General features: G+C 41.1%; 22 protein-coding genes. 13 read left to right on the forward strand and 9 right to left on the reverse strand.

Features of this window, described 5'->3' with window-relative positions; genetic code table 11:
• The first annotated feature begins 298 nt into the window (after window positions 1–298).
• The 4 genes from H3T75_RS04745 to H3T75_RS04760 all read left to right on the forward strand — a co-directional run bounded on the left by H3T75_RS04745 (window position 299) and on the right by H3T75_RS04760 (window position 5,384).
• Window positions 299–1,120, forward strand: coding sequence for a pyruvate, water dikinase regulatory protein (locus H3T75_RS04745; protein WP_025330642.1), 822 nt, complete (start codon window positions 299–301; stop codon window positions 1,118–1,120).
• A gap of 674 nt (window positions 1,121–1,794) precedes the next feature.
• The gene (locus H3T75_RS04750) at window positions 1,795–2,565 is read left to right on the forward strand and encodes a gamma-glutamyl-gamma-aminobutyrate hydrolase family protein (RefSeq protein ID WP_084586203.1); all 771 of its coding nucleotides are present in this window, start codon (window positions 1,795–1,797) and stop codon (window positions 2,563–2,565) included.
• A gap of 8 nt (window positions 2,566–2,573) precedes the next feature.
• Complete coding sequence (locus H3T75_RS04755) at window positions 2,574–3,908, forward strand: glutamine synthetase family protein (protein ID WP_198211164.1); 1,335 nt, start codon at window positions 2,574–2,576, stop codon at window positions 3,906–3,908.
• An 87-nt stretch (window positions 3,909–3,995) separates the two neighbouring features.
• A complete protein-coding gene (locus H3T75_RS04760; RefSeq protein WP_174830087.1) occupies window positions 3,996–5,384 on the forward strand; it encodes an aspartate aminotransferase family protein in 1,389 nt (462 codons plus the stop codon).
• Between the two features lie 69 nt (window positions 5,385–5,453).
• Here the strand turns inward: H3T75_RS04760 and H3T75_RS04765 are convergent, their stop codons facing one another.
• Window positions 5,454–6,152 carry a class I SAM-dependent methyltransferase gene (locus H3T75_RS04765; RefSeq protein WP_174830086.1) on the reverse strand — a complete coding sequence of 233 codons (699 nt, stop codon included), beginning with the start codon at window positions 6,150–6,152 and terminating at the stop codon, window positions 5,454–5,456.
• Window positions 6,153–6,311: 159 nt separating this feature from the next.
• Here H3T75_RS04765 and H3T75_RS04770 point away from each other — a divergent pair, with 159 nt between their 5' ends.
• The gene (locus tag H3T75_RS04770) at window positions 6,312–8,267 is read left to right on the forward strand and encodes a LysM peptidoglycan-binding domain-containing protein (protein ID WP_198211165.1); all 1,956 of its coding nucleotides are present in this window, start codon (window positions 6,312–6,314) and stop codon (window positions 8,265–8,267) included.
• A 77-nt stretch (window positions 8,268–8,344) separates the two neighbouring features.
• Here H3T75_RS04770 and H3T75_RS04775 read toward each other — a convergent pair whose 3' ends face one another.
• On the reverse strand, window positions 8,345–9,208 hold the full coding sequence (locus H3T75_RS04775; protein ID WP_174830084.1) for a DMT family transporter: 864 nt from the start codon (window positions 9,206–9,208) through the stop codon (window positions 8,345–8,347).
• 257 nt (window positions 9,209–9,465) lie between these two features.
• Between H3T75_RS04775 and H3T75_RS04780 the strand changes: the two genes are divergently transcribed.
• From H3T75_RS04780 to H3T75_RS04795, 4 genes are all read left to right on the forward strand, one after another.
• A complete protein-coding gene (locus tag H3T75_RS04780; protein WP_174830083.1) occupies window positions 9,466–9,792 on the forward strand; it encodes a hypothetical protein in 327 nt (108 codons plus the stop codon).
• A 29-nt stretch (window positions 9,793–9,821) separates the two neighbouring features.
• Window positions 9,822–11,150, forward strand: a complete 1,329-nt coding sequence (locus H3T75_RS04785) for an MFS transporter (protein WP_232339906.1) — start codon at window positions 9,822–9,824, stop codon at window positions 11,148–11,150.
• A gap of 123 nt (window positions 11,151–11,273) precedes the next feature.
• Window positions 11,274–14,102, forward strand: a complete 2,829-nt coding sequence (gene uvrA, locus H3T75_RS04790; protein WP_198211166.1) for an excinuclease ABC subunit UvrA — start codon at window positions 11,274–11,276, stop codon at window positions 14,100–14,102.
• Between the two features lie 160 nt (window positions 14,103–14,262).
• Entirely contained in the window at window positions 14,263–15,105 is an 843-nt protein-coding gene (locus tag H3T75_RS04795; protein ID WP_037393445.1) for a MetQ/NlpA family ABC transporter substrate-binding protein, read from the forward strand.
• Between the two features lie 86 nt (window positions 15,106–15,191).
• On the opposite strand, the gene H3T75_RS04800 is transcribed toward H3T75_RS04795, so the two are convergent.
• The 6 genes from H3T75_RS04800 to H3T75_RS04825 form a co-directional block, all read right to left on the reverse strand.
• Window positions 15,192–15,764 (reverse strand): pseudouridine synthase, encoded by a 573-nt coding sequence (locus H3T75_RS04800; protein ID WP_084565617.1) that lies wholly within the window; start codon window positions 15,762–15,764, stop codon window positions 15,192–15,194.
• 66 nt (window positions 15,765–15,830) lie between these two features.
• On the reverse strand, window positions 15,831–16,625 hold the full coding sequence (locus H3T75_RS04805; protein WP_198211167.1) for an ABC transporter ATP-binding protein: 795 nt from the start codon (window positions 16,623–16,625) through the stop codon (window positions 15,831–15,833).
• A complete protein-coding gene (locus H3T75_RS04810) occupies window positions 16,622–17,524 on the reverse strand; it encodes an ABC transporter permease (RefSeq protein WP_198211168.1) in 903 nt (300 codons plus the stop codon). Before H3T75_RS04810 ends, H3T75_RS04805 begins: the two co-directional genes overlap by 4 nt.
• A 103-nt stretch (window positions 17,525–17,627) precedes the next feature.
• Window positions 17,628–18,626, reverse strand: coding sequence for an ABC transporter substrate-binding protein (locus H3T75_RS04815; RefSeq protein WP_198211169.1), 999 nt, complete (start codon window positions 18,624–18,626; stop codon window positions 17,628–17,630).
• A gap of 288 nt (window positions 18,627–18,914) precedes the next feature.
• Entirely contained in the window at window positions 18,915–19,718 is an 804-nt protein-coding gene (locus H3T75_RS04820; RefSeq protein WP_198211170.1) for a squalene/phytoene synthase family protein, read from the reverse strand.
• A gap of 129 nt (window positions 19,719–19,847) precedes the next feature.
• Window positions 19,848–20,513, reverse strand: coding sequence for a DUF421 domain-containing protein (locus H3T75_RS04825; protein WP_025330626.1), 666 nt, complete (start codon window positions 20,511–20,513; stop codon window positions 19,848–19,850).
• A 381-nt stretch (window positions 20,514–20,894) separates the two neighbouring features.
• Here H3T75_RS04825 and rlmB point away from each other — a divergent pair, with 381 nt between their 5' ends.
• From rlmB to H3T75_RS04840, 3 genes are read left to right on the forward strand one after another with little or no spacing between them, the layout of a single operon-like run.
• The gene (gene rlmB, locus H3T75_RS04830) at window positions 20,895–21,638 is read left to right on the forward strand and encodes a 23S rRNA (guanosine(2251)-2'-O)-methyltransferase RlmB (protein WP_198211171.1); all 744 of its coding nucleotides are present in this window, start codon (window positions 20,895–20,897) and stop codon (window positions 21,636–21,638) included.
• Window positions 21,639–21,696: 58 nt separating this feature from the next.
• The gene (locus tag H3T75_RS04835) at window positions 21,697–22,131 is read left to right on the forward strand and encodes an NfeD family protein (RefSeq protein ID WP_198211172.1); all 435 of its coding nucleotides are present in this window, start codon (window positions 21,697–21,699) and stop codon (window positions 22,129–22,131) included.
• A gap of 2 nt (window positions 22,132–22,133) precedes the next feature.
• Window positions 22,134–23,087: an SPFH domain-containing protein gene (locus tag H3T75_RS04840; protein ID WP_037393457.1), complete on the forward strand. Its 954-nt coding sequence runs from the start codon at window positions 22,134–22,136 to the stop codon at window positions 23,085–23,087.
• Between the two features lie 128 nt (window positions 23,088–23,215).
• Here the strand turns inward: H3T75_RS04840 and H3T75_RS04845 are convergent, their stop codons facing one another.
• A complete protein-coding gene (locus H3T75_RS04845) occupies window positions 23,216–23,593 on the reverse strand; it encodes an Mth938-like domain-containing protein (RefSeq protein ID WP_084551972.1) in 378 nt (125 codons plus the stop codon).
• A gap of 146 nt (window positions 23,594–23,739) precedes the next feature.
• On the opposite strand from H3T75_RS04845, the gene H3T75_RS04850 reads away from it, so the two are divergent.
• Window positions 23,740–25,053, forward strand: coding sequence for a homoserine dehydrogenase (locus H3T75_RS04850; RefSeq protein ID WP_198211173.1), 1,314 nt, complete (start codon window positions 23,740–23,742; stop codon window positions 25,051–25,053).
• Window positions 25,054–25,410: the final 357 nt, after the last annotated feature.

The raw sequence follows: 25,410 nt of genomic DNA on the forward strand, positions 1-25,410 counted from the left end.
AACACTATTCAAATACAAATCCTTGATACCTTAAGTATTTTAATTACATTTTCAATTATTTAGATTAAAATATCAATTTATACATTTTTTTAGCAATTTTAATCTAAAATTATCTTTTTTATTCAATAAAACATTAATTTTATTGCTTAAATTTTATATATTCAGTCTATTTTTATTTTTTTAGTATCAATGTTGAAAAAAAACCAATATTTTACGCAGGAACTGGAAGAAACTTCATTTACAATGGATAATTCATAAAGTCACATCCCTTTTTAACTCTGAATTATGTAGATTGATTATGAAACCAGTACGCCAAGTCTTTTTTGTTTCTGACCGAACGGGTATCACCGCCGAAAGTATGGGTCTTGCTTTATTGAACCAGTTTGACAATATAGAATTCAAGCGTGCTACTTATCCATTTGTAGATACAGAAACAAAAGCTCGTGAGATTGTTGCTTTAATTAATAATGCAGCAAACCACTGTGAAGCGCGTCCGCTGGTTTTTTCTAGCATCGTTGATGAAAATGTCCGTAAACTGATTAAAACCAGTGCAGGGCTGCATATGAGTTTTTATGATGCATTTATTGGTGAGCTGGAAGATGAACTTGCCACAGAAGCAAATCATTCCATTGGCAGAACCCATGGAATGCACGATACTGAACGCTATGATAAGAGAATGGAAGCAATCAATTTTACTCTTAATCATGATGATGGAATTACTGATCGCGAATTGAAAAAAGCTGATGTGATTCTGATGGGCGTTTCTCGCAGCGGTAAAACGCCTACTTGTCTTTATCTGGCATTACAGTATGGAATTCGTGCTGCAAATTATCCTCTTATTCCAGAAGATCTGGAAAGCAGTGAATTACCTAGAATGCTGCAACCATTCCGGCAAAAATTATATGGGCTAACCATAGATGCAGACCGTCTGCACCATATTCGTTCGGAGCGTCGTCCTGATTCCCGTTATGCCAGTCGTGATAATTGCCGACGTGAGATTTTAACCGCCGAAGATATGTTCCGCCGTTTTAATATTCCATATACCAATACAACTCATAAATCTATTGAAGAACTGGCTGCAAGTATTATTTTAGCGGCAAAATTACAACGGCGGTTTTAGGTTGTTTCGTTATAAAGTTTTGCCCTGAATAAATTCAGGGCCTTTATTTTAACTTGCAATCATGATTTGTATTTATCTTGTATCAGTAATAGACGAATAAATTAAGCAGCTTTAATATTAAATCAATCTTTGAACGCGTGAATATTATTATCTAAACACATGGCATATTTTTTATATACTATCCAAGGTAACTGTACTATATCTAAATTTCCAAATTAAAATATGTCCAACTATTCAGATAACATCCGAAAGTGCTGAGACTATTATCCTGTGGTCAGACACATGGATAATAGTGTTGCAATGATATACTTTAGATTATTATTCTCTTGCTTTAATGACGTAATCAATAAAGTATGCTTATTTGTATTTCTTAATTACATTCTATAATTAATATTCATTTAACATAATCGTTAACATCAGTAATTATTACTTAGTCAGTAAATTTTCACGCCAGCAAAAACAACGAATAATCATGGCCTCAATATAATAATGATATTTTTAATTTAATTCTAAAAATTTATTTTTATTATGTGTTTAGATTAATATCTTTTGTTACCAATAAATCGAATTATTATCAATTTAAGTTAAGTTTTCTTGCCATTTTGTTTTTCTCATGGGATTATGAATCATAAAAATCAAAATTGTTTTAACTATTAATCCTTTGAGACAATTTTATGCAGCCGCGTCCAATCATAGGTATACCATGTGATGTAAAGCAGATAGGTAAGTGGAATTTTCACGCTGTCGGTGAAAAATACATTCATGCGGTTCAGGACAGTGTCGGTGATGTTATTTTACTTCCGGTACTGTCTGATCAGGAAGTTTTAACTCGCCTGCTCAAATTGGTTGATGGTGTTTTTTTACCCGGTTCTTATTCAAATATAGACCCGAAATGGTATGGTGAAATATCGGCACGAGAGGGAATGTTACAGGATGCTGCCCGTGACCATACTGTTTTACCGCTAATTAAATATATTATTGATAGTGGTATACCACTTCTGGGTGTTTGCCGCGGTTTGCAGGAAATCAATGTAGCACTTGGTGGTGACCTTCACCAGCATATACAGGAAATACCCGGTTATCTGGATCATCGTGAACCCGATAATCAGCCAATTGAAATTCAATATGGCGATGCGCATGCGGTTAATCTGAAAACAGACAGTTTATTGATGCTGTGGCTGGCAACAGACCACAAACAGTATCAGGTCAATTCTTTACATCAGCAAGGAGTAAAAACGTTAGCACCCGGGCTTAGCATAGAAGCAACTGCTCCAGATGGTCTTATTGAAGCATTCAGGATTGATGCAGCGTCAATATTTGGCTATGCAGTGCAGTGGCATCCCGAATGGCAATATGGGAGTAAGCCGCTTTCTATCGCTATTTTTAAAGCTTTTCGTGAAGCATGTATGCAATATAAATTGCACAGGCAAAAGGAATCATTTTAAGGTGACTTATGTATGATGACATATTTAACTGGCTTAAAGAACATGGTATCACTGAAGTAGAATGTATTTTACCGGACATTACAGGTGTGGCTCGCGGTAAAATTATTCCGAAAGATAAATTTATATCTGAACCGGATATGCGACTACCCGAGGCAGTATTATTGCAAACAGTAACCGGAGAATATCCACAATCCAGCCTTCTGGATGAAACAGATGCGGATATGGAGTTAAAGCCAGACCAGTCTACTCTGCGCTTTGTTCCCTGGGCTCAGGATCCGACAGCATCACTAATATTTGATTGCTTCTCTCCTGACGGTTTACCGGTTGAAACTGCGCCGCGCAATGTACTCAAACGCATATTAAAATTGTATGAAAATATGGGGCTGGAACCCATCGTTGCTCCGGAAATGGAATTCTATCTGATTTCACCCAACCCCGATCCGGATGTCCCCCTGCAACCTCCGATCGGCCGTACCGGACGCAGTGAATTCGGACGACGGTCTTATGCTGTAGATGCAGTAAATGAATTTGACCCTCTGTTTGAAGAAATTTACGACTACTGCCATGAACAAAACCTTGAAGTTGATACGCTGATTCATGAAATTGGTGCAGCACAGATGGAAATCAATTTCCTGCATGGTAATGCTCTGGATTTAGCCGATCAGGTATTTTTATTCAAACGCACAGTACGTGAATCTGCCTTTCATCATAAAATGTATGCCACTTTTATGGCTAAGCCTATGGAAGGAGAACCGGGCAGTGCCATGCATATCCATCAGAGTTTGAACAACGTAGAGAATGGTAATAATGCATTCAGCAGTGATGATGGCACTCCTTCAGAACTATTTTTTCATTTTATTGGCGGCCTGCAAAAATACCTGCCGCAAACCATGCCCTTTTTTGCTCCGTATGTTAATTCTTTCCGCCGGCTGACCCGGTTTACAGCTGCACCCACTAATGTTGAATGGGGTTATGACAATCGCACTGTAGGTTTACGTGTCCCGCGTGCTAAAGCCAAAGGAAGACGGATTGAAAACCGGCTGGCCGGAGTAGATGTGAATCCTTATCTGGCGATTGCCTGCTCACTGGCTTGTGGTTATCTGGGAATTAAAGAACAGCTACAACCGCGTGCTCCGCTGAGCAGTAATGCGTATTCATTACCTTATCAGTTCCCTACTACACTGGAAGAATCAATAGAACGTTTACGCCAGTGTGAACCAATTCATGAAATACTGGGTCAGCGCTTTGTTGAGATGTACATTGCCGTAAAAGAGCAGGAAGTTTCAGAATATTTTCGTGTTATCAGCCCTTGGGAGCGCAAATATCTGTTATTGCATGTCTGAAACCATCTCAATAGCATATTTCAACTGTTATTCTTGTACTTGTACATTGAATGATTGCTTATAACATTTTAAAACAAAGGAGTTTTTATGAGTAATAAAACCGATGTGAGACTGGCTGTAAAACATCATTTACATCCATTTTCCGATAATGCTGAGCTTAAAAAGCACGGTGTACGCATGATGGTTAAAGCAAAAGGCATTTATGTATATGATAGTGACGGCAATGAAATCATTGACGGTATGGCCGGGTTGTGGTGTGTCAATATTGGATACGGAGAAAAAAAACTGGCTAAAATTGCCGAGAAACAAATGCAAGTGCTGCCGTTTTACAATACTTTCTTCAAAACAACCCATCCTGCAATCATTAAATTATCGGAAAAACTGGTTGAAATCACACCGGAGGGATTTAACCATGTGTTTTATACCAACTCCGGTTCTGAGTCGGTTGATACCATGATACGTATGGTGCGCCATTATTGGGCCTCTGTCGGCAAACCTTCTAAAAAAGTGATCATTGGTCGCTGGAACGGCTATCACGGCTCTACCTTAGGCGGAGCAAGTCTGGGTGGTATGAAAGGCATGCATGAGCAGGGTGATTTACCAATTGCCAATATAGTTCATATAGAACAACCCTGGTATTACGGCTTAGCCAAAACTGGCGAAAGTGAAGAAGAATTCGGTATTCGTGCTGCAAACTGGCTTGAAGAAAAAATTCTTTCACTGGGTGCGGATAAAATTGCAGCGTTTGTTGCAGAACCGATTCAGGGTGCTGGCGGAGTGATCATTCCTCCTGCAAGTTATTGGCCGCGAATTGAAGCTATTTGTAAAAAATATGACGTACTACTGGTAGCTGATGAAGTAATTTGCGGCTATGGGCGCACTGGCAAATGGTTTGGATTCGAAACTTTTGGTTTCACGCCAGATATTTTTACGACAGCTAAAGGGCTGTCTTCCGGCTATTTACCGATCGGGGCAGTTCTGGTCAATGACAAAGTAACAGAAGGTTTGCTGGCTGGGGGTGAGTTTAATCATGGCTTTACTTACAGCGGGCATCCGGTTTCAGCCGCAGTTGCCTGTGCGAACCTGAATATAATCGATAAAAAGAATCTGATTGAAAAGGTACGTACCAAAACAGGTCCTTATATGCGTAAGCGCTGGCAGGAAACATTCAGTCAGTTTAAATATGTTGCTGATATTCGCAGTGAAGGATTGATGTGTGGTTTTACACTGGTAAAAAACCGTGATACTCGCGAGTTCTTTGATGATTTCGGCACTACAGGTTTGATTTGCCGGGATATCTTTTTTAAGAACAATCTGATTTTCCGTGCCTGTGGTGACCATATCGTAGCGGCTCCTCCGCTAATTATTTCCAAAAAGGAGATAGATAATATGCTGGCAATCGCCAGTGTGTGCATGCGTGAATTTGAGGAACTTATGGACAAAAAGCTGGACTGTAATACAGATAAGGCTGCCTGAAACTGATTAAATAAAAACCTGAGTGATAGCTCAGGTTTTTGTTTATTTTAGAGAGTGAATTTATCGCTCTTATTCTATGCTTTTCAAAGCAACCGATGGTGCCGGATTCAGTAATATATTTGCATTCTGCGCAGTTAAAGTGAGCGGTACAGTTCGCTTGACCAGTACCAGCCCGTAAATAGCTGCCAGATGCGGCCACCAGCGATTACCCATATACTCTATAGCCTTGTGACTATCACCGTAACAGGCCGGAATACCATAACCCATAAACTGGCCTTCTTCCAGAAACAGACCAAAGCGTTGCATCTTATCAACAGCCGTACGGGCAGATAGTAACTTTAAAGCAGAATGGCCTTTCAGACTGCTCTGATAAAACAGGCGCCAATATCCATGAATATTTAAGCCGGTCATTACAAGATGCCCACCGGGTACCAGAATACGGGCTATTTCAGCTATAGATTCTTCATGATCGGATAAAGTATCCAGACCATGAGGCCAGATAATGGTATCTATACTTTGCTGAGCCCAGGGTAAGGCCTTACATTCAGCAATAACTGCCGTACCACGACCGGCTATATTACTTTGTACAATATACTGGGAATCAGCTGCAAAAACATGCCGGAACTGCCATTGTGATATACCGCATTGTAATATGGTACCAAAACGCAACCCTGTTAATTTATGCAGGATAAACTGCTGCTCCAGCCGGCTTAAATAGAGACCAAATTTATGTTCGGCCAGCCAGTTTTCCAATTGCTGAGTATTCATTTAAACACCATTATGTACCATATTAAATCTAAGCTGCAGACTATTGAATTATTTTATTGCATTTACATCATTACTGTAAAAATAGGGATTTATCCTTGACCGTTAAGAACTTCCTCTTTAATATTAATAGGATTTTGCACAAATTTTACGGTTAAACGAATGGCTAAATTGAAGCATATGGTACTGGCACTTACTGGCCTGATACTTGCTCCCTCATTATCATTTGCCCAATCTTACACCAGTAATGGCATTGGCTTATCAATAATGAATCTGAATGCGGCTACCCTGAAAGGAAAAACGTATTCTAATCATGATATCTGGGGACGCATGCGTCAGGATTTCCGTATGACAGAGGTTAATCCTGAAATTATTCGCCGGCAGGAGCAGTATTATTCAAGCCACAGCGATTACTTTAACCGTACGGTTGTGCGCAGCCAGCCTTATTTATATCACATTGTAAATGAAGCAGAAAAACGCCAGATGCCGGCTGAAGTGGCTTTACTGCCGTTTATTGAGAGTGCTTTCGTCAGCAAGGCTCAGTCGCGGGTAGGAGCTTCCGGTCTGTGGCAGTTTATGCCCAGTAGTGGTCGACAGTACGGATTGGAACAGACTAATCTCTATGATGGTCGTCACGACGTATATGCAGCGACCGATGCTGCTTTAACTTATCTGCAATATCTTTATAGCCTGTTTGGTGACTGGTCACTGGCTCTTGCGGCCTATAACTGGGGTGAGGGTAATGTTGGTAAGGCCATTAAACGTGCTCAGCTTGCGGGTATAGATCCTACCTATGAAAATCTGCGCATGCCAAATGAGACCCGCAATTATGTGCCGAAATTGCTGGCTGTGCGGAATATTATCGAAAATCCGCAAGCCTTTGGTATTAATCTGGTTTCTGTGCCGAACCGTCCTTACTTTGAAGCAATCAGCATTGATCAGCCAATTGATATTGATGCAGCTGCCCGACTGGCGAATATTTCGACTTCAGAATTTCTAACCCTTAATCCAAGTTTCAAGAGTCCGGTTTTTATTCCTAAAGAAAATCGTAAAATGTTGCTGCCTATTACCGCAGTAAATACTTTTGAACGCAATTACCGCAACGCAGATAAAAATACTCTGCTTTCATGGAATATCTTTAAAGCATATTCAACCACCAATGTAGCTGATTTAGCTGCACAAACTGGAATGAGCAGTGCAGAAATCAAGCGGCTGAATAATTTGTCCAGCAATACTGTACCAGCCGGTCGCAGCCTGCTTATCAGTAAAAATAGTTTGAACACTCAGCTTATGGATTCTTTCAGCAACAGTGATACAGATCCATTACTGAATATTGCTATGGCAAAACCAGTATTACCTCCGGGCACGTTTGTGACTCATCCGGCAGCAACTACTGTTGCTCAGGCTGATAAAGTTACTGATACCGGCAATGCATCTGTACCAGCTCTTACTGAAACAGTTACAACCACAACATCCACTGTACTGAATACTGACCAGCCGTCACCGGTCAATACAACAGTACAAACCCAAACCATAACCGTGGCTGAAAACGCAGCAACCCCGTCTGAATTGCCTGCTCCTGTTGCAACCAATAAGGATGCACTGATGCAGGTTGCACAGGATGCGCAATTACAGGCAGCTGCTGCGGCTTCTGTTCAAAAAGCACTGGCACAGGCTGAACGTGAAGAAGCTCAGACTGCTGCTCGTCTGGCAGAAAACCGTAATGAACGCTCTTTACGCAATATCATCAACGTTGCGGACAAACGCAGTAATATTGCTCATAAAGTGAATAAGGGTGATACATTGTATTCAATTGCCCAGCGCTATAATATTAATGTAGCTGATCTGGTTACTGCCAATAATCTGCGCGGTCATAATCTGCAGGTTGGTCAGGTACTGAAAATTAGCCCGAATCAGGATAATAAACAGATACTGGCTGCTGTACGTAAAGGTAAAGACTCTAAATCCAGTGTAGTTCCTGTTTCATACACGGTAAAAAAAGGCGATACGCTTAGCAGCATAGCTCAGCGCCTGAATATTCCTGTAAGTAAATTGCAAAAAGTACATGGGAAACAAGTATTACGTCCCGGTCAGAAAATTAAGCTGACCAATCTGTAGCTTTACAGCATATCATTGCAATTAATTCAAAAAGGTTAGTGTACATTCACTAACCTTTTATTTTTAGCTATATAAATTTAATTCTTTTTTGGAATAAATATACAGGTAGTTGCCGCTCCGATAACCATAACTATTCCGGCAAAAACCTGTATATTTACCGTTTCATTCAATAACAGAATGGCCGTTATTACTCCGAAAACCGGTTCCATAGCCAGAAATATCCCGCTCACACTGGCAGAAACATTTTCCAGCCCTTTATTCCAGCACCATGCAGCCACCAGACTGCATCCTATACCCAGATAAGCTATAGCACCAATACCCTGAAAAGAATAATGAATATCCCAGTTTTCAACTAGAAACAGCATAAACGGCAAACCAAATACAGTACCAGTTTGCAACGTTAAGGCTGTATATATCTTAACATTTATTTTGCGTAGTAACTTTTGTGACAAACGTATCCAGAAAGCCATGACAATAGTTGAAGTAAATACCAGCGAGGCTCCCAACAATGCAGTATTACCACTGGCTTTTTCTGGTTTACCTACTACCAGCAGCACTCCTATAAAAGCCACAATGCCCAGTATAAATACCAGTAATGGTGTTTTTTCGCGAAAAAAAATCAGACCCACCAGTACTATAATAATTGGTTCCATACCAATAATGGTGACCGCATTGACCGCAGGAATAAGTTTCAAACCTGTAACCTGTAACAGATAAGTTACAGGATATGTCAGCAATCCTAGTCCGATAATTTTGATCAGTTGTACTTTGGAAATAACATTATGGTTTTTAAAATAGCTCCACGTGATGGGTAAGGTAACTACTGCTGCCAATATCAGCCTGCCGAGTACCACAAGTGACGGATCCAGCATGTCATAAGCCATTTTTGTAGCAATAAACGAGCTACCCCACATAAATGAAGCAATTAAGAGATAAAGCATAATTTCAAACTAAACAAACTAAAAATTCTGCGCACTGACTCGTTTTAAATACATGATTCAATTAATCTGAACAAATATTTGTCAGTGTTTTAACCAAATATCATGTCTATTTGCAATACGTTTCAAAGCCAGTACGCTTTTCTGTACACAAAAGCATGCATATTAGCATACACAAACATTTATAAACTGCTAGAATCCTCCCAGCAGAATAAATAATTTGACTAAGCTCTTCTCAGAATTAAAAGAAATTTTTGACTATGTTTTATTTTAGTATTAACAGCCCGGACAACTGTCATCTTGGTTTTCTGGTACTCATGGATGAAGATAATTCAGCTTATACTGATGGAGCTACCGGCTATTATGCTGTTAAAGCACAGGCTGATGAAACAGACCAGCAAGCCTGTCCGGTACAATGGCAGATATTGCAGCAATTATCAGTTCAGGACTGTCTTCGTTGGTTTCGCAAAGCCGATTATGTTCAGCTTTGTGATGCTGAAAACAATATTATAGGGCGTTTACAGCAACAATATCTCATTTTATGTGGTCAGCATTTTATACTGAATGACCTCACCGGCACCCTGTAACCACAACATATGTATTGGTAAGGTTATTTATGTCTACACCTGATATGCTTCCATCCGGCAACCAGTTTGCTTTTGCCTGTACCAGACGATTTTTACCGCTGTTTGGTACTCAGTTTTTTGGAGCGTTTAATGATAATCTGTTTAAAACCTCATTATTCGTTTTAATCAGCTTTTATGGGCTTGGCGCTAATTCATGGTTACCAGCAAGCCAGATGCTGAATGCTGGTGCCCTGCTGTATATTCTGCCCTTTTTTCTTTTCTCTGCATTATCTGGTGAATTATCTAATAAAATGGATAAAGCCATTCTGGCGCGCTGGATAAAAACTGCGGAAATCTGCATTATGCTGATAGCAGGTATCGGCTTTTGGATGCAGTCTGTCACAATATTGATGTTATGCCTGTTTCTGATGGGCACACATTCTACCTTGTTCGGTCCGTTGAAATATGCGGTATTACCAGAATATCTCCCTAAATATGAACTACTCAACGGTAATAGCCTGATCGAAAGCGGTACGTTTCTATCAATATTATTCGGGCAGATTTTAGGTACTATTCTGGCTGGCACCAATACAGTATGGCTGTTTGGTATCCTGCTGTTTGTCGCTATTCTTGGGCAGATTGCCAGTATATTTATGCCAAGGGTACCCGCACAAATTCCACAGCAATATATTGATTCAAACATCATGCGGAGTACAAAACAGCTACTTCGGCAAACTTATCTGCAAAAAAATCTCTGGATTGCCATAATCGGTATTTCCTGGTTCTGGCTGATTGGTTCTGTATATATAACCCAGCTCCCTACTTTCACCCGTTTGAATCTTGGTGGAAACGAGGCTGTATTTAATTTAATGCTAACACTCTTCTCCCTTGGCATAGGTACGGGTTCTATTGTTTGTGCACGGATTAGCCGCCATCAGTTACATCTTAGTCTGGTTGTGATCGGGACAATCGGCCTGAGTATATTCGGTCTGCTGCTGGTATGGTTCACACCGTCACAACCTAATCTGCCAGTTGCCGGTATCGGTACATTTATCGGCCGGCCGGACAGCATGGCAATAATCATTTGCATAATCGGTATTGGTTTTTCCGGCGGCTTTTTCTCACTGCCGTTATACACATGGCTGCAAACAGCCAGCAGCAATCAGTTCCGTTCACATGCAATTGCTGCCAATAATATTATCAACGGCCTGTTTATGGTTTGTGCAGCCATATTAAGTGCTGTACTGATCTGGCTGTTTAACAGTATTAATGCCCTATACATGATTGTGGCGCTGGGAAATGTGCCCGTTTTAATTTACTTATGGCGAAGTCAAGAGTTACGTATTGATTTTAAGGAATTTATTTTACGAAAACATTAAAACGTTTACCTGATAGCTTTAAATTAGCGTTTTGAAATAGGTATAATACCGGATGGTTTTAATAAACAGCAATTTAATTAAAGCCGGTATCCTCTTTTATCCAGCTAGTTTGGGCAAGGCATTATGTCAGATAACGATACGATTCATATTCGCGGTGCACGCACACACAATCTTAAAAATATAGATCTGGATATTCCCCGTCATCAACTGGTTGTCATTACCGGTTTGTCTGGTAGCGGTAAATCCTCGCTGGCTTTTGATACTTTGTATGCAGAAGGTCAACGACGCTACGTAGAAAGCCTGTCGGCCTATGCTCGCCAGTTTTTGCAAATGATGGAAAAACCGGATGTTGATTTAATTGAAGGTTTGTCACCAGCTATTTCCATTGAACAGAAAGCAACCAGTCATAATCCGCGCTCTACCGTAGGAACAGTCACTGAAATTCATGACTATTTGCGCTTATTATATGCACGTGTCGGTACACCTTATTGTCCTGAACATAACCTGCCTTTATCCAGTCAGACTGTTTCTCAGATGGTTGACCATATACTGAACCTGCCTGAAGAAAGCCGGGTAATGATTCTGGCTCCGGCGGTACGCGGTCGCAAAGGTGAATTTCTTGAATACTTTGCTGATTTACAGGTACAGGGTTTTGCACGAGTTCGTGTTGATGGTGAGGTATATGCGATTGAAGAAGTACCAAAACTGCAAAAAAACATCAAGCATGATATAGATGTGGTTATTGACCGGGTAAAAGTACGCGCGGATATCAAACAGCGTTTGGCTGAAAGTTTTGAAACTGCACTGCGTCTGGGTAATGAGCGTGCTCTGGCCATCGAAATGGATAGTGGTAAAGAACACTGGTTTTCGGCACGCTTTGCCTGTCCGGTATGTTCGTATAGTCTGCAGGAACTCGAACCACGTCTTTTCAGCTTTAACAACCCTGTCGGAGCCTGTCCCAGTTGTGACGGACTAGGCAGCATGGATTATTTTGATCCTGAGCGCGTAGTAATGCATCCGGATTTATCGCTGGCCGCAGGAGCAATCAAGGGCTGGGATAAACGTAATACTTTCTATTTCCAGATGATTCAGTCACTCGGGCAACATTTTAAATTTGACGTTAATACGCCATTTAATGAATTAAAGGAAGAAATCCGGAATATTATTCTTTATGGTTCCGGTAAAGAGCAGATTGAATTTACTTATCTGTCTGAACGGGGCACAAAATTTACCCGCAGTCATCCATTTGAAGGTATTCTGCCCAATCTGGAGCGGCGCTACCGCGAGACAGATTCCGCTACTGTACGCGAAGAATTAGCCCAGTATCAAAGTCATCGAGCCTGCCCGGCCTGCGGCGGTGCCCGTTTGCGAACAGAAGCCCGATATGTCTATATAGGCGGAAAATCATTACCGGATGTCAATGCATGGCCGTTAACAGCCACACTGGATTTTTTCCAGAATCTGAATTTGGAAGGTAATAAAAAACAGATTGCTGAAAAAATTCTTAAAGAAATTAATGAGCGCCTTGGTTTTCTGATTAATGTCGGCCTAAATTACCTGAGTCTGGCACGCAGTGCTGAAACCTTATCTGGTGGTGAAGCTCAGCGTATCCGGCTAGCCAGCCAGATTGGTTCCGGCCTGACAGGTGTCATGTATGTACTGGATGAACCATCTATCGGCCTGCATCAGCGCGATAATGACCGCCTCCTCGATACACTGAAACATCTGCGCGATCTGGGTAATAGCGTAATTGTCGTTGAGCATGATGAAGATGCTATCCGTGCCGCCGATTTTGTTGTCGATATGGGACCTGGTGCCGGTGAGCATGGCGGACAAGTTATTATCGCAGCTTCACCTGAAAAGGTGGCAGCATGCAAAGAATCCATAACAGGACAATATCTGAGCGGAGAAAAAGCCATTAGCATGCCGGAACAGCGCAGTCCGGTTGATAAAGAGCGCTTACTGATATTAAGCGGCGCCAGTGGCAATAATCTTAAAAATGTAACCCTTACCTTACCTCTCGGCCTGATTACCTGTATTACCGGCGTTTCCGGCAGCGGCAAATCAACTTTGATTAACGACACACTGGCAAAAATTACTGCACGTGAATTAAATCGTGCTAGTGAAGAGCCTGCTCCTTATGAAGATATCAAAGGACTGGAGCATCTGGATAAAGTTATTAATGTTGATCAGTCTCCCATAGGAAGGACTCCGCGTTCTAATCCTGCCACGTATACCGGCCTGTTTACACCTATCCGTGAACTGTTTGCCGGGGTACCACTGTCTCGCGAACGCGGATATACAGTTGGCCGATTCTCTTTTAATGTAAAAGGCGGACGCTGTGAAGCCTGTCAGGGTGATGGTGTTATTAAAGTAGAAATGCATTTTCTTCCCGACATTTATGTACCCTGCGAGGTTTGTCATGGTAAACGCTATAATCGTGAAACACTGGAAATACAATACAAAGGCAAAAATATCAGTGAAATTCTGGAAATGACCGTAGAAGAAGCCTGTACATTTTTCGATGCTGTACCAACAATTAAACGAAAATTGCAGACATTGCTGGACGTAGGACTGGGTTATGTACGATTAGGACAGTCTGCCACTACACTTTCCGGCGGTGAAGCTCAACGGGTAAAACTGGCGCTGGAACTCTCCAAACGCGATACCGGGCGGACACTTTATATACTTGATGAACCAACCACTGGCTTACATTTTGCCGATATAGCTCTGTTACTGGACGTTATTCATCGCCTGAAAGGGAAAGGTAATAGTATTGTTATTATCGAACATAATCTGGATGTAATTAAAACAGCTGACTATATCGTTGATCTGGGTCCGGAAGGTGGCGATGGAGGCGGTACGATTATCGCGGAAGGTACTCCGGAAGAAGTTGCAGCCAATCCTAAAAGCTATACCGGAAAATATCTTAAGCCAATGCTTGGCAAATAAATAAATTAAACTGTGCGGCTGTTATCGGCCGCATAGTTTAATTACCAGTTAAAAGAATTATTAACCAAAGTAAACATGCATGTAAAAAATACAAGTAACATGCATTTTGTGTTAATGTTCAGCTGTATATTTCTATTGCGTATCTTACTCAAGGTTAAATATGAAAAAATTGTTATTTGCATTATTGTCAGTGGCAGCAATCAGTACGGTACTGACAGCGTGTACTCAGAAAACTGAATCCGTACCGGCCGCCAGTTCTGGCAGCACTCCTGCAACAACAGATAAAACAATACTGAAAGTTGCTGCTTCACCTGTTCCTCATGCAGAAATTCTCCAGGTAGCTAAACCATTACTGGAAAAAGAAGGAATTGATTTACAAATCATTCAGATGACTGACTATGTACGTCCGAATATCGCCCTGAATGAGAAAGATGTAGATGCTAATTTCTCTCAGCACAAACCTTATCTGGAAGATTTTGTCCAGAAACACAAAATGCAGTTAACACCGATTGCCAATATTCATGTAGAACCGATGGGTATTTACTCTAAAAAAGTAAAAGCACTCAGTGAAACACCAGATGACGGTCTGGTTACTATTCCAAATGATGCTACCAATGGTGGCCGAGCTTTGTTATTGCTGCAAAAAGCCGGTTTAATCAAATTAAAAGCAGATGCCGGTATCAGTGCTACTGTACGTGATATTGTTGATAATCCGAAACATCTTAAAATTACACCAATGGATGCGCCCCAGTTACCGCGTACTTTAAATGATGCTACTCTGTCTGTAATTAATACCAATTTTGCTATGGAAGCCAAACTGGTTCCAACCAAAGATGCTTTATTTATTGAATCAAAAGATTCTCCTTATGCAAATATTCTGGTTGTCCGCACGGGGGATGAAAACCGTGATGCAATCCAAAAACTAAAACAGGCCATGACTTCACCTGAAGTGAAAAAATTTATTGAAGAAAAATATCAGGGTGCCATCATCCCTGCATTCTGATTAATTATTTCATTTTAGGAAATACAAATAACCCTTATGCTTGTAACATAAGGGTTATTTTTAATTTATGGCAATTCAAAAAATATTTATGATAAATCTTTTGGATTCACAGCCTGCCACTTTCCCAAAGGTAACTTAAGGGAAAAAACATCTAGCTGCCCTATTCCTACTCGCACTAAACGTAAACAAGGCCAGCCGACTTTTGCACACATGCGTCGTACCTGCCTGTTTTTACCTTCACTGATTCGAATTTGCAGCCAGAAATCAGTTACTGTTTTGCGTTCACGAATTGGCGGTACTCGCGGCCATAAACGGGCACTATCAGCAGCACTAACCAATTGAACCTGAGCCGGCTGTGTAATAAAGTCGCCCAGATTTACCCCGCCAGCCAATTGCTGTATGCGTTCATTATCCGGTTTACCTTCCACCTGTGCCCAGTATGTTTTTATCAGTTTATACTTAGGATGAGCAATTTTTGCCTGTAAACGTCCGTTCGCAGTTAATAAAAGCAATCCTTCACTATCTGTATCCAGCCGGCCTGCCGGATAGACATCCGGTAATGATACATATTGCTTCAGAGTAGGATGTTTTTCATGAGCGCTAAACTGACAAATCACACCATAGGGTTTATTCAGTACAATCAGTTCAGGTACAGACATTATGCTTCCAATCAGAAAATCAGGCTGTCAGGAATGCTGACAGCCTGCTTTATAAACACACGAGGTTTAGCTCAGTAATAAAGCATCATCAGATACTTTTTCGCCCTGAGTATGTTCGAACATCTTTAATAGATCCGCCACACTCATACCGGCACGTTTGTCACCAGCCACATCCAGCACCACACGCCCCTGATGCAGCATGACAGTACGTGATCCGTGATCCAGGGCCTGCTGCATCGAATGTGTTACCATCATTGCAGTTAATTTATTTTCACGCACAATACGGTCTGTCAGCTCGAGTACAAAAGCGGCTGTTTTAGGATCCAGTGCAGCAGTATGCTCATCAAGCAATAAAATTTTAGAACTTTGCAACGAAGCCATCAACAAACTGACAGCCTGTCGCTGCCCACCGGAAAGCAGACCAATTCTGTCGCTCAATCGGTTCTCCAGCCCCAGGTTAAGCATTGCCAGTTTTTCACGAAACAGTTCACGATACTGACGTTTAATAGCCGGACGCAAACCACGACTGCTGCCACGCCGCAGTGCCAGAGCCATATTTTCTTCAATGGTTAAGGCCTCACAGGTACCGGCAAGAGGGTCTTGAAAAACACGTGCTACTAATGGCGCACGTTTATAAGCAGGTTCACTGGTAACATCTTCACTATTGATAGTAATCGTACCGGAATCTACCATGGTGTCACCGCTGATAGCATTAAGAAAAGTAGATTTACCGGCACCATTACTACCGATAACGGTAACAAACTCACCATCTGCAATACTTAAACTCATGCCTCGCAAAGCAGGATTTTCAATTGGTGTTCCCGCATTGAATGTAAGGCGTAAATTATCTGCGCGCATCATGCTTTGAATTTCCTTTTAAAGTAACCTTTGATTGCCGGCAAACGCAGCGCAAGTACAACTAAAATTGCTGTAACCAGATTTAAATCCTGCGGTCCAAAGCCCATATGCTGCAATGTATCACTGCCCAGCGCCAGCGCAATAAATGCACGGTAAAGTACTGCCCCCACTATAACAGCCAGTGTAATAATGATGAACCGTTTTCCCGGAATCAGGGTTTCACCAATAATCACCGCAGCCAGCCCGACGACAATCGTGCCAATACCGATTGATATATCTGCACCGCCCTGAGTCTGCACAAATAGTGCACCGGCCAAGGCAATAAATGCGTTTGATATCGCCATGCCTAACAGCAAAATACGTGAGGTATTTACACCCTGAGCACGAGCCATTCGTGCATTTACGCCGGTAGCTCGCATTGATAAGCCAATTTCTGTAGCAAAAAACCAGTCCAGAAAAAATTTGGCAATCAGCACAAAACCAAAAATTACCAGCGGCTGCACCCAATACTGGTTGCTTCCGTCAGCATTAAAAAACGGCGTAAATACACTGGGCTGATCCAGTAAAGGCAAATTAGGTGCACCCATAATACGCAAGTTAACCGAATACAAAGCAACCATAACCAGAATACTGGCTAACAGCTGCATGATTTTTAAAGAAACATGCAGCCATGCTGTTACCAAACCAGCACATGCACCGGCAACTCCGCCAAGTGCAGTAGCCAGCCACGGATTAATACCATGGGTAACACAAATGGCAAATACAGCACCGCCGAGCGGAAAACTGCCATCGGCAGTTAAATCAGGAAAATCCAGAATACGGAATGAAATCAGTACACCCAGAGCAACGAGAGCATATATCAGTCCGCTTTCTAAAGCGCCAAATAAAGCTATAGAAGACATATTAACCAATTAATAAATTGTGGTTGAAAATAAAAACAACATCGGCAAAGCCTGAATCAGCTTGCCGATGTTACGGTATCCGTCCCAGAGGCTTTCTATAATCCTAATCGACTAATTTAGCCTGTTTGAGTAATTGCTCCGAAAATGTAATACCTTGTTCGGCAGCATGAGATTTACTTACCATCAAATCAAGCTGATCTGCGGTCATACGCTGCGGAGCAATGTTACCAGCCTGCTCTCCTTTGAGAATCCGGCCTACAATTTTACCAGTAGCTGTACCAAGCTCATGATAATTAACCCCCAGTGCTACAGCTGCACCGCGTTTTACTGAGCCGGTATCTGAAGCCACCAAGGGCATTTTCATATCTTTGGCAACTTTGTACATGGATTCATAAGCAGAAACCACATTATTGTCCAGAGAGGTATAAATCAGATCTGCCTTACCCTGCAAGCTTTTAGTAGCCATAGGTACATCAGTTGTACGCTGTGCCGGAGCTGCTGCCACAGTAATACCGTCCTTAGCCAGTAAAGACTGTAATTGTCCGAGCACAACGGTTGAATTGATTTCCCCCGGGCTATATACATAACCCACTGTTTTCAGGTTAGGTACCACTTGTTTCATTAAATCAATCTGTGGCTGTAAAGGCAGTTCATCAGATACACCGGTAACATTGGTTTTGCTGGGTTCCCAGCTTGTTACCAGTTTAGCTGCAACCGGATCGGTTACTGCTGCAAACACTATCGGAATTTTGCGCGTTGCTGCAACCATAGACTGCGCGCTTGGCGTGCCGATAGTAACAATTACATCCGGATTATTACCAGCGAATTTTTTAGCAATCTGACCGGCAGTAGCAGTATTCCCTTGTGCACTTTGAAAATCCAGCTGAAGATTTTTACCCTGTTCATAGCCTTCAGCACGCAGTTCATCTACCACACCCTGACGTACAGCATCCAAAGCAGGATGTTCAACAATTGCCGTAATGGCTACTTTTTTCGTATTGGTATCGCTGGTTTTATTTCCCTGTTCGGATTGCGAACAGGCAGAAAGCAAACAGGCAGCAGTTAAACCCAGAATAAATAAGGTTTTTTTTGCTCTGAGCATATGAGGTTCCTCAGCACAGGATTAATCCGGAAGCAATTTAGCAATAAAATTGCTTACACCTGCACAAGTAAGCAGATGATGGCATAAATTATACAAAAAACCGGCCTTATTGCGTAATTAAAATTGCTCAGACATACGCTTTTACATTGAAATATAATTTCAATATTTTATTTATTTAAGCAATAAAATTTTAAAAATATAATTCAATTACAAAAATAGTTCTTATAACTCATAATACTCGCTATATCACACTTTTCTTAGAAAACATCCTGCTTCACATTTTTTAATCTATACCGGACGAAAACCACACAACCATGTTTTCCAGAATAACCGTTGCTGACGCGGTCGCGGCACGACCAGCTGATATTGCATGATATTTTGTAGTCCGTCCTGCTCAATTTCATTAAGCTGAGCCCAGGCTACTGCGAGCATGGCCAGACTGGGGCGCTGCCTGCGGTTATCTGCAGAGGGCAGCAAAGCAAGAGCAGAATTAAACTGCTGTTTTAATGTAGCAAGCCATGAGTTCATCAATGCCGTAAATTCAACTCCACCGTGTCGGTTAAGTACCAAATGAGCCGGAACATTAAATTGCTGTAATAACTCTACTGGAATATACAGCTTCCCCAGTCTTGTATCCGCACCAATCCGTGAGTAAATCGTCACTTGCTGACATATTTCACCCACTTTATCGGCAAAATCCAAAGTTTGTTCCGCACTGAACCCCAAAACTCTGCTAGTTAAACGTCCCTGCACCATCCCTGCTTGTTTACTATAATGGCATAGCTGTTCCATATCCTGGAATCTGGCCTGAGTTAATTGCGTACGAAGTGCATCAGGCAAAGCCAGTATTTCATCCAATGGTAAAGAATATCGGGTAATAAATGGTTTTAAAGCCTGTAATAAAGGATGTTCAGGAACAGAATCAGATTTATACAGCTTATCTAGTTGTTGCTCCCACCATCGCAGTGTTGTCAAAGCCACATTAGCATCAGAACAATCTTCTACTACATCATTTAATTCTTGCTGCAAAGCATACAAAGCTATCAGTGCATGACGCTGCACCGAGGAAAGAAAAGGAAAACGAAAAGCCATAGCATTCCTGCTATGGCAAATTTTCTGAAGACAATATTCGAGTGGCTGCACAGCAATAAATTAAATTAACCTAAAACAGTATTGTAACCTTTTCCGGATATTTCTCCAGCCACTAATCTGCAATAAAAATTAACTTTTTAGCGTATCTTTTTTTACTTCGCCGTTACGCAGTACAAAATTTAAACTATTATTCCAGAATTCAACCAGAAATAAATCATCTTCTGTCAGGTGCTGCTGCTGAATTTTTTGCTCCAGCCACTTCTCATCCTTATTTATCCGATGCAATTCCGTTGTACGCACCTCTCCTTCCTTAAATAAAATTAATGAAGGATATTTGCCTTTATCTGTTAACACCGTCAGCGAACCACTGGGCTCAATCTGTGCATAACTGACTTCCTGAAACGAAGTAATACCCTGAGCATGCAAAAGTGAAGCCACATTAAGAATATCAATCTTATTCTTTTTACGCAGAATATTATCCATCAAAAAATGTCCGTCTTTCATAATCGGAATCGGTTCACCAATAGCAAACATTCGGATAAAGCTAACATGCTTGCATACCCAGTTTAATAATGAAATAAGGCAAACCCCGATTAACAACACAATAATATACTGATAAATCGGAATATCCTGATTATAAATTACACCACCGATAATACCGCCAAGTACAAAGTTACCAATAAAATCTACCGGGGTCATCTGATTCAACTGCGTTTTACCTGTTACATTCAAATGCAGAATGACAATAATAAAACCAACAAGAAACTTAGCCAGCACCCATAAATAATATTCCATAAGAATTTTTCCTGTATTAAAGTTAAATTCCCGACCAGCTATCACCGGTCAGAGTTCATTCCCCTCATACAAGCATCATTCTTAACTTTATTCATAAACTCTGAAAATGAACATTAAGATACTTTAGTTTAATTTGCTTTATTTTAAATAAATGATAAAGATAACATTTTACAAGCAATAATTTTTTATCAGGATGTAACTGATACCGTCTTAACCCTGAGCGAAAAATTTAATTACCTGTCAACGGTATTTATTTCTTTTATCAGGAAAATTACATCACAATTACATTTTTAAAAGAAGAATGATATTTATTCGGTATAATCAGATTAGTACACTAATTTCCGTTATAATTGGTTTCTTTACTCACTAAATGAAATATACATGTCAAATCAGCGCCTCATCATTGGCTTTCACGCAGTTAATGCCCGTTTATGGCAAAACCCGGACAGCATAATTGAACTTTATGTACTGGAGGGTAAACATGATGCCCGTATGCGCGATGTATTAAATAAAGCTGAAGCAGAAAATGTGCGCGTTATCAGCACAGATCAGGCACGGCTCGATACTTTGAGTAAACATGCCCGCCATCAGGGTGTAGTGGGCTTTATCGATGCTTCCAGACAACATGTAGACATAGAAGATGTACTTGAAAATCTGAATGAACCACCGTTATTGCTGATTCTTGACGGCATTACAGATCCGCATAATCTTGGAGCCTGTCTGCGTGTTGCAGATGTTATGGGAGTACACGCAGTAATTGCACCCAAAGATAAAAGTGTCGGATTAAATGCCACCGTAAGTAAAGTAGCCTGTGGTGCTGCTGAAACAGTACCTTATATTACTGTGACGAATCTGGCACGCACCATTCGTGAATTGAAACAGCGCGGTATCTGGATTATCGGTACCGATATGAACGGTAGTGATGACTTATATCACTTTACTGCCCCGGAAGCAGTGGCATGGGTAATGGGTGCAGAAGGTAATGGCATGCGCCGTTTAACACGAGATCTGTGTGATACACTGGTATCCATTCCTATGTTCGGAACCGTTGAAAGCCTGAATGTTTCTGTTAGTACTGGTATCGTTCTGAGCGAAACCCGTAGGCAACGGATACTATCTGCCTGAAGTCGGCTTTACAATAAAACACATTTCTGTTAAATATTATAAAGTTAAGGAGATACTGATGATTTGGTGTATTGCAGCTTTGGCTCTGTTTGTATTGGAAATGTTTAGCGGCACCTTTTATATGCTGGTAATCAGTGCCTCATTACTAAGTGCCGGTCTGGCTGAATGGCTGCTGAAAACCAGTGAGAGTGTCAATGCTGTTATTGCAATAGTTTTTTCTATTCTGGGTATTACCATCGTACGTGCCTGGCAAAAGAAACATCCGCGTGAAAACATGGCAAAACCAACTGATGATCCGGACTACGGTCAGACAGTGATACTTACTCAGCTCCTACCCGACGGATTATGGCAGGTACATTATCGGGGCACTATCTGGCAGGCTCGTTTTAATCATCCAACTGACGCAAAATCCGGTGACAGTGCTCAAATCATCAGCCATCAAGGCAATATTTTAAATATTACTTCTCAAGCCCCTTCTACTCAGCAGGAATAATCATGATTCTGACTTTTATTTTTCTCGCCGCCATTGTTGCATTTATCTGCATGGCATTTAAAGTTGTACCTCAGCAGGAAGTCTATATTGTTGAACGTTTAGGCCGCTATCACGCTACTCTGGTAGCCGGTCTTAATTTTATTATTCCGATTATCGATCGTGTCGCTTATAAACATACTTTAAAGGAAATACCACTGGATGTACCCAGTCAGGTTTGTATTACCCGCGATAATACACAGCTTACAGTGGATGGTATTATCTATTTTCAGGTAACTGATCCTAAACTTGCATCCTATGGCTCCAGTAACTTTGTAGTTGCCATTACCCAACTGGCACAAACAACATTACGTTCAGTTATTGGTCGTATGGAACTGGATAAAACTTTTGAAGAACGTGATGATATTAACCATACCGTGGTTGCCTCATTGGATGAAGCAGCGGTTTCATGGGGCGTTAAAGTATTGCGCTATGAAATCAAAGATTTGGTTCCACCTCAGGAAATTCTGCGCTCAATGCAAGCTCAGATTACAGCTGAACGGGAAAAACGCGCACGTATTGCTCAGTCTGAAGGGATCAAGCAGGAACAGATTAATCTGGCGGCCGGTCAGCGTGAAGCTGAAATTCAGAAGTCACAAGGTGAAGCTCAAGCTTCTATCAATGAATCTCAGGGTGCCAAAGTAGCACAGATTAATCGCGCCGAAGGTGAAGCTGAAGCTTTGCGTCTGGTTGCACAGGCGACCGCGGAAGCAATTCGTCAGGTAGCTGCCGCAGTAAAAGAACCGGGCGGTACAGAAGCTGTGAATCTGAAAGTGGCTGAACAATACGTAGATGCTTTTGCTAAACTGGCAAAAACCAATAACACTCTGATTATGCCTGCTAATGTTGCAGATATTGGTAGTCTGGTAAGTGCTGGCATGAGCATTATCAAAGGTCAGAACAACACAGCAGTTAAATAAATAACTTACGTAACTATTAAAAAATCAGGTTCCGGTTAATGATACCGGCAGCCTGATTTTTTATCCTTAACCCTGATACTGATTATTTCTAAATTATTCTTTTTAAAAGCAATATATTTAAATACATACTACTCTTCTGTAAATGGCCACAACCATGCCCAGACACTGCGGCCTTCACTGCGCAATACCATAAAAGTACGGCAAGCAGCAGCTGTAGACATACTTTCTACACCGATTCCTTTTGCGACTAATTGTGAAGTCAGACGCGGATGAATAAACACATGATGATTTCCGGTACCGATTAAAATCACTTCAGGCTTAAACTGTAAAGCCTGAGTAAAATCATCAATGGTTAACTCACTGGCTGCTTGCTTATCCAGTGTGAGCACCTTATCAGCAGTAATACATACAGGTTGAGTATATTGCCGGCCGTTTACAGTAATTTTTCCGGTATCAACTTCCTCAATCCATAATCCTTGTTTATCCCGGATTTCTTCAATTTGCATTAAAATTTCCTCATGCATAACCACACAACATACTATGGCTGTAGTAGTCAAAAAAGTAGTTTTCGGCTAGCATAGTAGATTATTCACGTAAAATTGCAAGTATCAGGCAGTCCATAAATTAAATTTGTCTATTTGAAGGAGTAAACATGCAGCCTCTGCGTATAGGCTTGCTGGGCGTCGGCACAGTAGGTGGTGGTACCGTCAAGTTATTACAGAATAATGCGGATGAAATTACCCGCCGGCTCGGTCGCGAATTAATTATTACCCGTGCAGCAAGTCGTAATATTGAACGTACCCGGGAAATATGCGGTAACAGCACTTTTGTTAGTGATGATGTATTTGAAGTAGTAAATGCAACTGATGTTGATGTTGTGGTAGAACTGATTGGCGGTACAACAATAGCTAAAGACGCTGTGATTCAGGCAATCAAAAACGGAAAACACATCGTTACAGCCAATAAAAAACTACTGGCAGAGTACGGTAACGAAATTTTCCGACTGGCTTCTGAACACAATGTAATGGTGATGTATGAAGCTGCAGTTGCCGGCGGTATTCCCATTATTAAAGCTTTACGTGAGGGGCTGGCTGCCAACCATATCGAATCTATTGCCGGCATTATCAATGGCACCAGTAATTTCATTCTGAGTGAAATGCGTACCCGAGGCAGCACCTTTCCGGAAGCATTAAAACAAGCACAAGAACTAGGTTATGCAGAAGCCGATCCTACATTCGATATTGAAGGTCATGATGCTGGTCATAAATTAAGTATTATTTCCGCACTGGCATTCGGAACCCCGATTAATTTTAGCCAGTGTTATCTGGAAGGCATCAGTCATCTGGAAAGGCTGGACATCTGTTATGCTGAGGAACTAGGCTATCGCATTAAATTACTTGGTATTACCCGCAAAACTCCGCAAGGTATCGAGCTGCGTGTACACCCTACTTTAATCCCTGAAAGCCGATTACTGGCAAAAGTAGAAGGAGTTATGAATGCTGTATCTGTTCAGGCAGATATGATCGGGCAGACACTCTATTATGGTGCTGGTGCTGGTGCCGGCCCAACTGCCAGTGCGGTAATGGCTGATATTATTGATGTAACCCGATTACAGAATGCTGAAGCCAGCTACCGGGTTCCCTATCTGGCTTTTCAGTCTAATTCATTACAAAATATCTCCATTCTGCCAATGGATGAAATCACCAGCAGTTATTATCTGCGTGTATCTGCCTGCGATGAACCGGGGGTGCTGGGAGAAATTGCGAATATTCTTGCTGCAGAAAATATTTCTATTGAGGCTCTCATCCAAAAAGGTATGATTAATAAGGAATCTGCCGAAATTGTTATCCTGACACATTCAACCAAAGAACGTTTTATCAAACAGTCAATGGCCAGAATTCAGGCATTACCACGGGTGTTATCCCCAGTTACCATGATTCGGATGGAAAGCTTACATCCTAGATAATTCCATCACTGATCATGTTTCTGAAACGGGCATTATTTGCCCGTTTTTTATCGTCGTTGCAGAAATCAGCACAAAGTTTGCCGTACTGTTTGTAAAAATAAAAATTTTTATTTTTACAATATCGACAAAAGTAATTTAATTCTCAATATCAGATTATTATTTCTGAGCATATAATAATTTAATATGCATAACATAATTAAGCCAATCATATTTATATAATGTATTTATAAAATTTCAATAATTTACAATTAATTCATCATTTAAATAAATAAAATATACAAAATAAATATATTTATATATAATATTATACTAAAATATTGATTGTTTTTATTCCATAATGGTTCGTATATTCCATCA

It is taken from the genome of Snodgrassella sp. W8135, assembly GCF_016101225.1.
Taxonomy (GTDB): domain Bacteria; phylum Pseudomonadota; class Gammaproteobacteria; order Burkholderiales; family Neisseriaceae; genus Snodgrassella; species Snodgrassella alvi.

Excerpts from the sequence above, each read along its gene's own strand:
- H3T75_RS04745 (WP_025330642.1), top strand. The coding sequence starts at position 299 with ATGAAACCAGTACGCCAAGTCTTTTTTGTTTCTGACCGAACGGGTATC.
- H3T75_RS04805 (WP_198211167.1), bottom strand. The coding sequence starts at position 16,625 with ATGATGCGCGCAGATAATTTACGCCTTACATTCAATGCGGGAACACCA.
- H3T75_RS04780 (WP_174830083.1), top strand. The coding sequence starts at position 9,466 with ATGTTTTATTTTAGTATTAACAGCCCGGACAACTGTCATCTTGGTTTT.
- H3T75_RS04800 (WP_084565617.1), bottom strand. The coding sequence starts at position 15,764 with ATGTCTGTACCTGAACTGATTGTACTGAATAAACCCTATGGTGTGATT.
- H3T75_RS04755 (WP_198211164.1), top strand. The coding sequence starts at position 2,574 with ATGTATGATGACATATTTAACTGGCTTAAAGAACATGGTATCACTGAA.
- H3T75_RS04820 (WP_198211170.1), bottom strand. The coding sequence starts at position 19,718 with ATGGCTTTTCGTTTTCCTTTTCTTTCCTCGGTGCAGCGTCATGCACTG.
- H3T75_RS04850 (WP_198211173.1), top strand. The coding sequence starts at position 23,740 with ATGCAGCCTCTGCGTATAGGCTTGCTGGGCGTCGGCACAGTAGGTGGT.
- H3T75_RS04840 (WP_037393457.1), top strand. The coding sequence starts at position 22,134 with ATGATTCTGACTTTTATTTTTCTCGCCGCCATTGTTGCATTTATCTGC.
- rlmB (WP_198211171.1), top strand. The coding sequence starts at position 20,895 with ATGTCAAATCAGCGCCTCATCATTGGCTTTCACGCAGTTAATGCCCGT.
- H3T75_RS04845 (WP_084551972.1), bottom strand. The coding sequence starts at position 23,593 with ATGCAAATTGAAGAAATCCGGGATAAACAAGGATTATGGATTGAGGAA.
- H3T75_RS04810 (WP_198211168.1), bottom strand. The coding sequence starts at position 17,524 with ATGTCTTCTATAGCTTTATTTGGCGCTTTAGAAAGCGGACTGATATAT.
- H3T75_RS04750 (WP_084586203.1), top strand. The coding sequence starts at position 1,795 with ATGCAGCCGCGTCCAATCATAGGTATACCATGTGATGTAAAGCAGATA.
- H3T75_RS04760 (WP_174830087.1), top strand. The coding sequence starts at position 3,996 with ATGAGTAATAAAACCGATGTGAGACTGGCTGTAAAACATCATTTACAT.
- H3T75_RS04770 (WP_198211165.1), top strand. The coding sequence starts at position 6,312 with ATGGCTAAATTGAAGCATATGGTACTGGCACTTACTGGCCTGATACTT.
- H3T75_RS04775 (WP_174830084.1), bottom strand. The coding sequence starts at position 9,208 with ATGCTTTATCTCTTAATTGCTTCATTTATGTGGGGTAGCTCGTTTATT.
- H3T75_RS04815 (WP_198211169.1), bottom strand. The coding sequence starts at position 18,626 with ATGCTCAGAGCAAAAAAAACCTTATTTATTCTGGGTTTAACTGCTGCC.
- H3T75_RS04785 (WP_232339906.1), top strand. The coding sequence starts at position 9,822 with ATGTCTACACCTGATATGCTTCCATCCGGCAACCAGTTTGCTTTTGCC.
- uvrA (WP_198211166.1), top strand. The coding sequence starts at position 11,274 with ATGTCAGATAACGATACGATTCATATTCGCGGTGCACGCACACACAAT.
- H3T75_RS04765 (WP_174830086.1), bottom strand. The coding sequence starts at position 6,152 with ATGAATACTCAGCAATTGGAAAACTGGCTGGCCGAACATAAATTTGGT.
- H3T75_RS04795 (WP_037393445.1), top strand. The coding sequence starts at position 14,263 with ATGAAAAAATTGTTATTTGCATTATTGTCAGTGGCAGCAATCAGTACG.
- H3T75_RS04835 (WP_198211172.1), top strand. The coding sequence starts at position 21,697 with ATGATTTGGTGTATTGCAGCTTTGGCTCTGTTTGTATTGGAAATGTTT.
- H3T75_RS04825 (WP_025330626.1), bottom strand. The coding sequence starts at position 20,513 with ATGGAATATTATTTATGGGTGCTGGCTAAGTTTCTTGTTGGTTTTATT.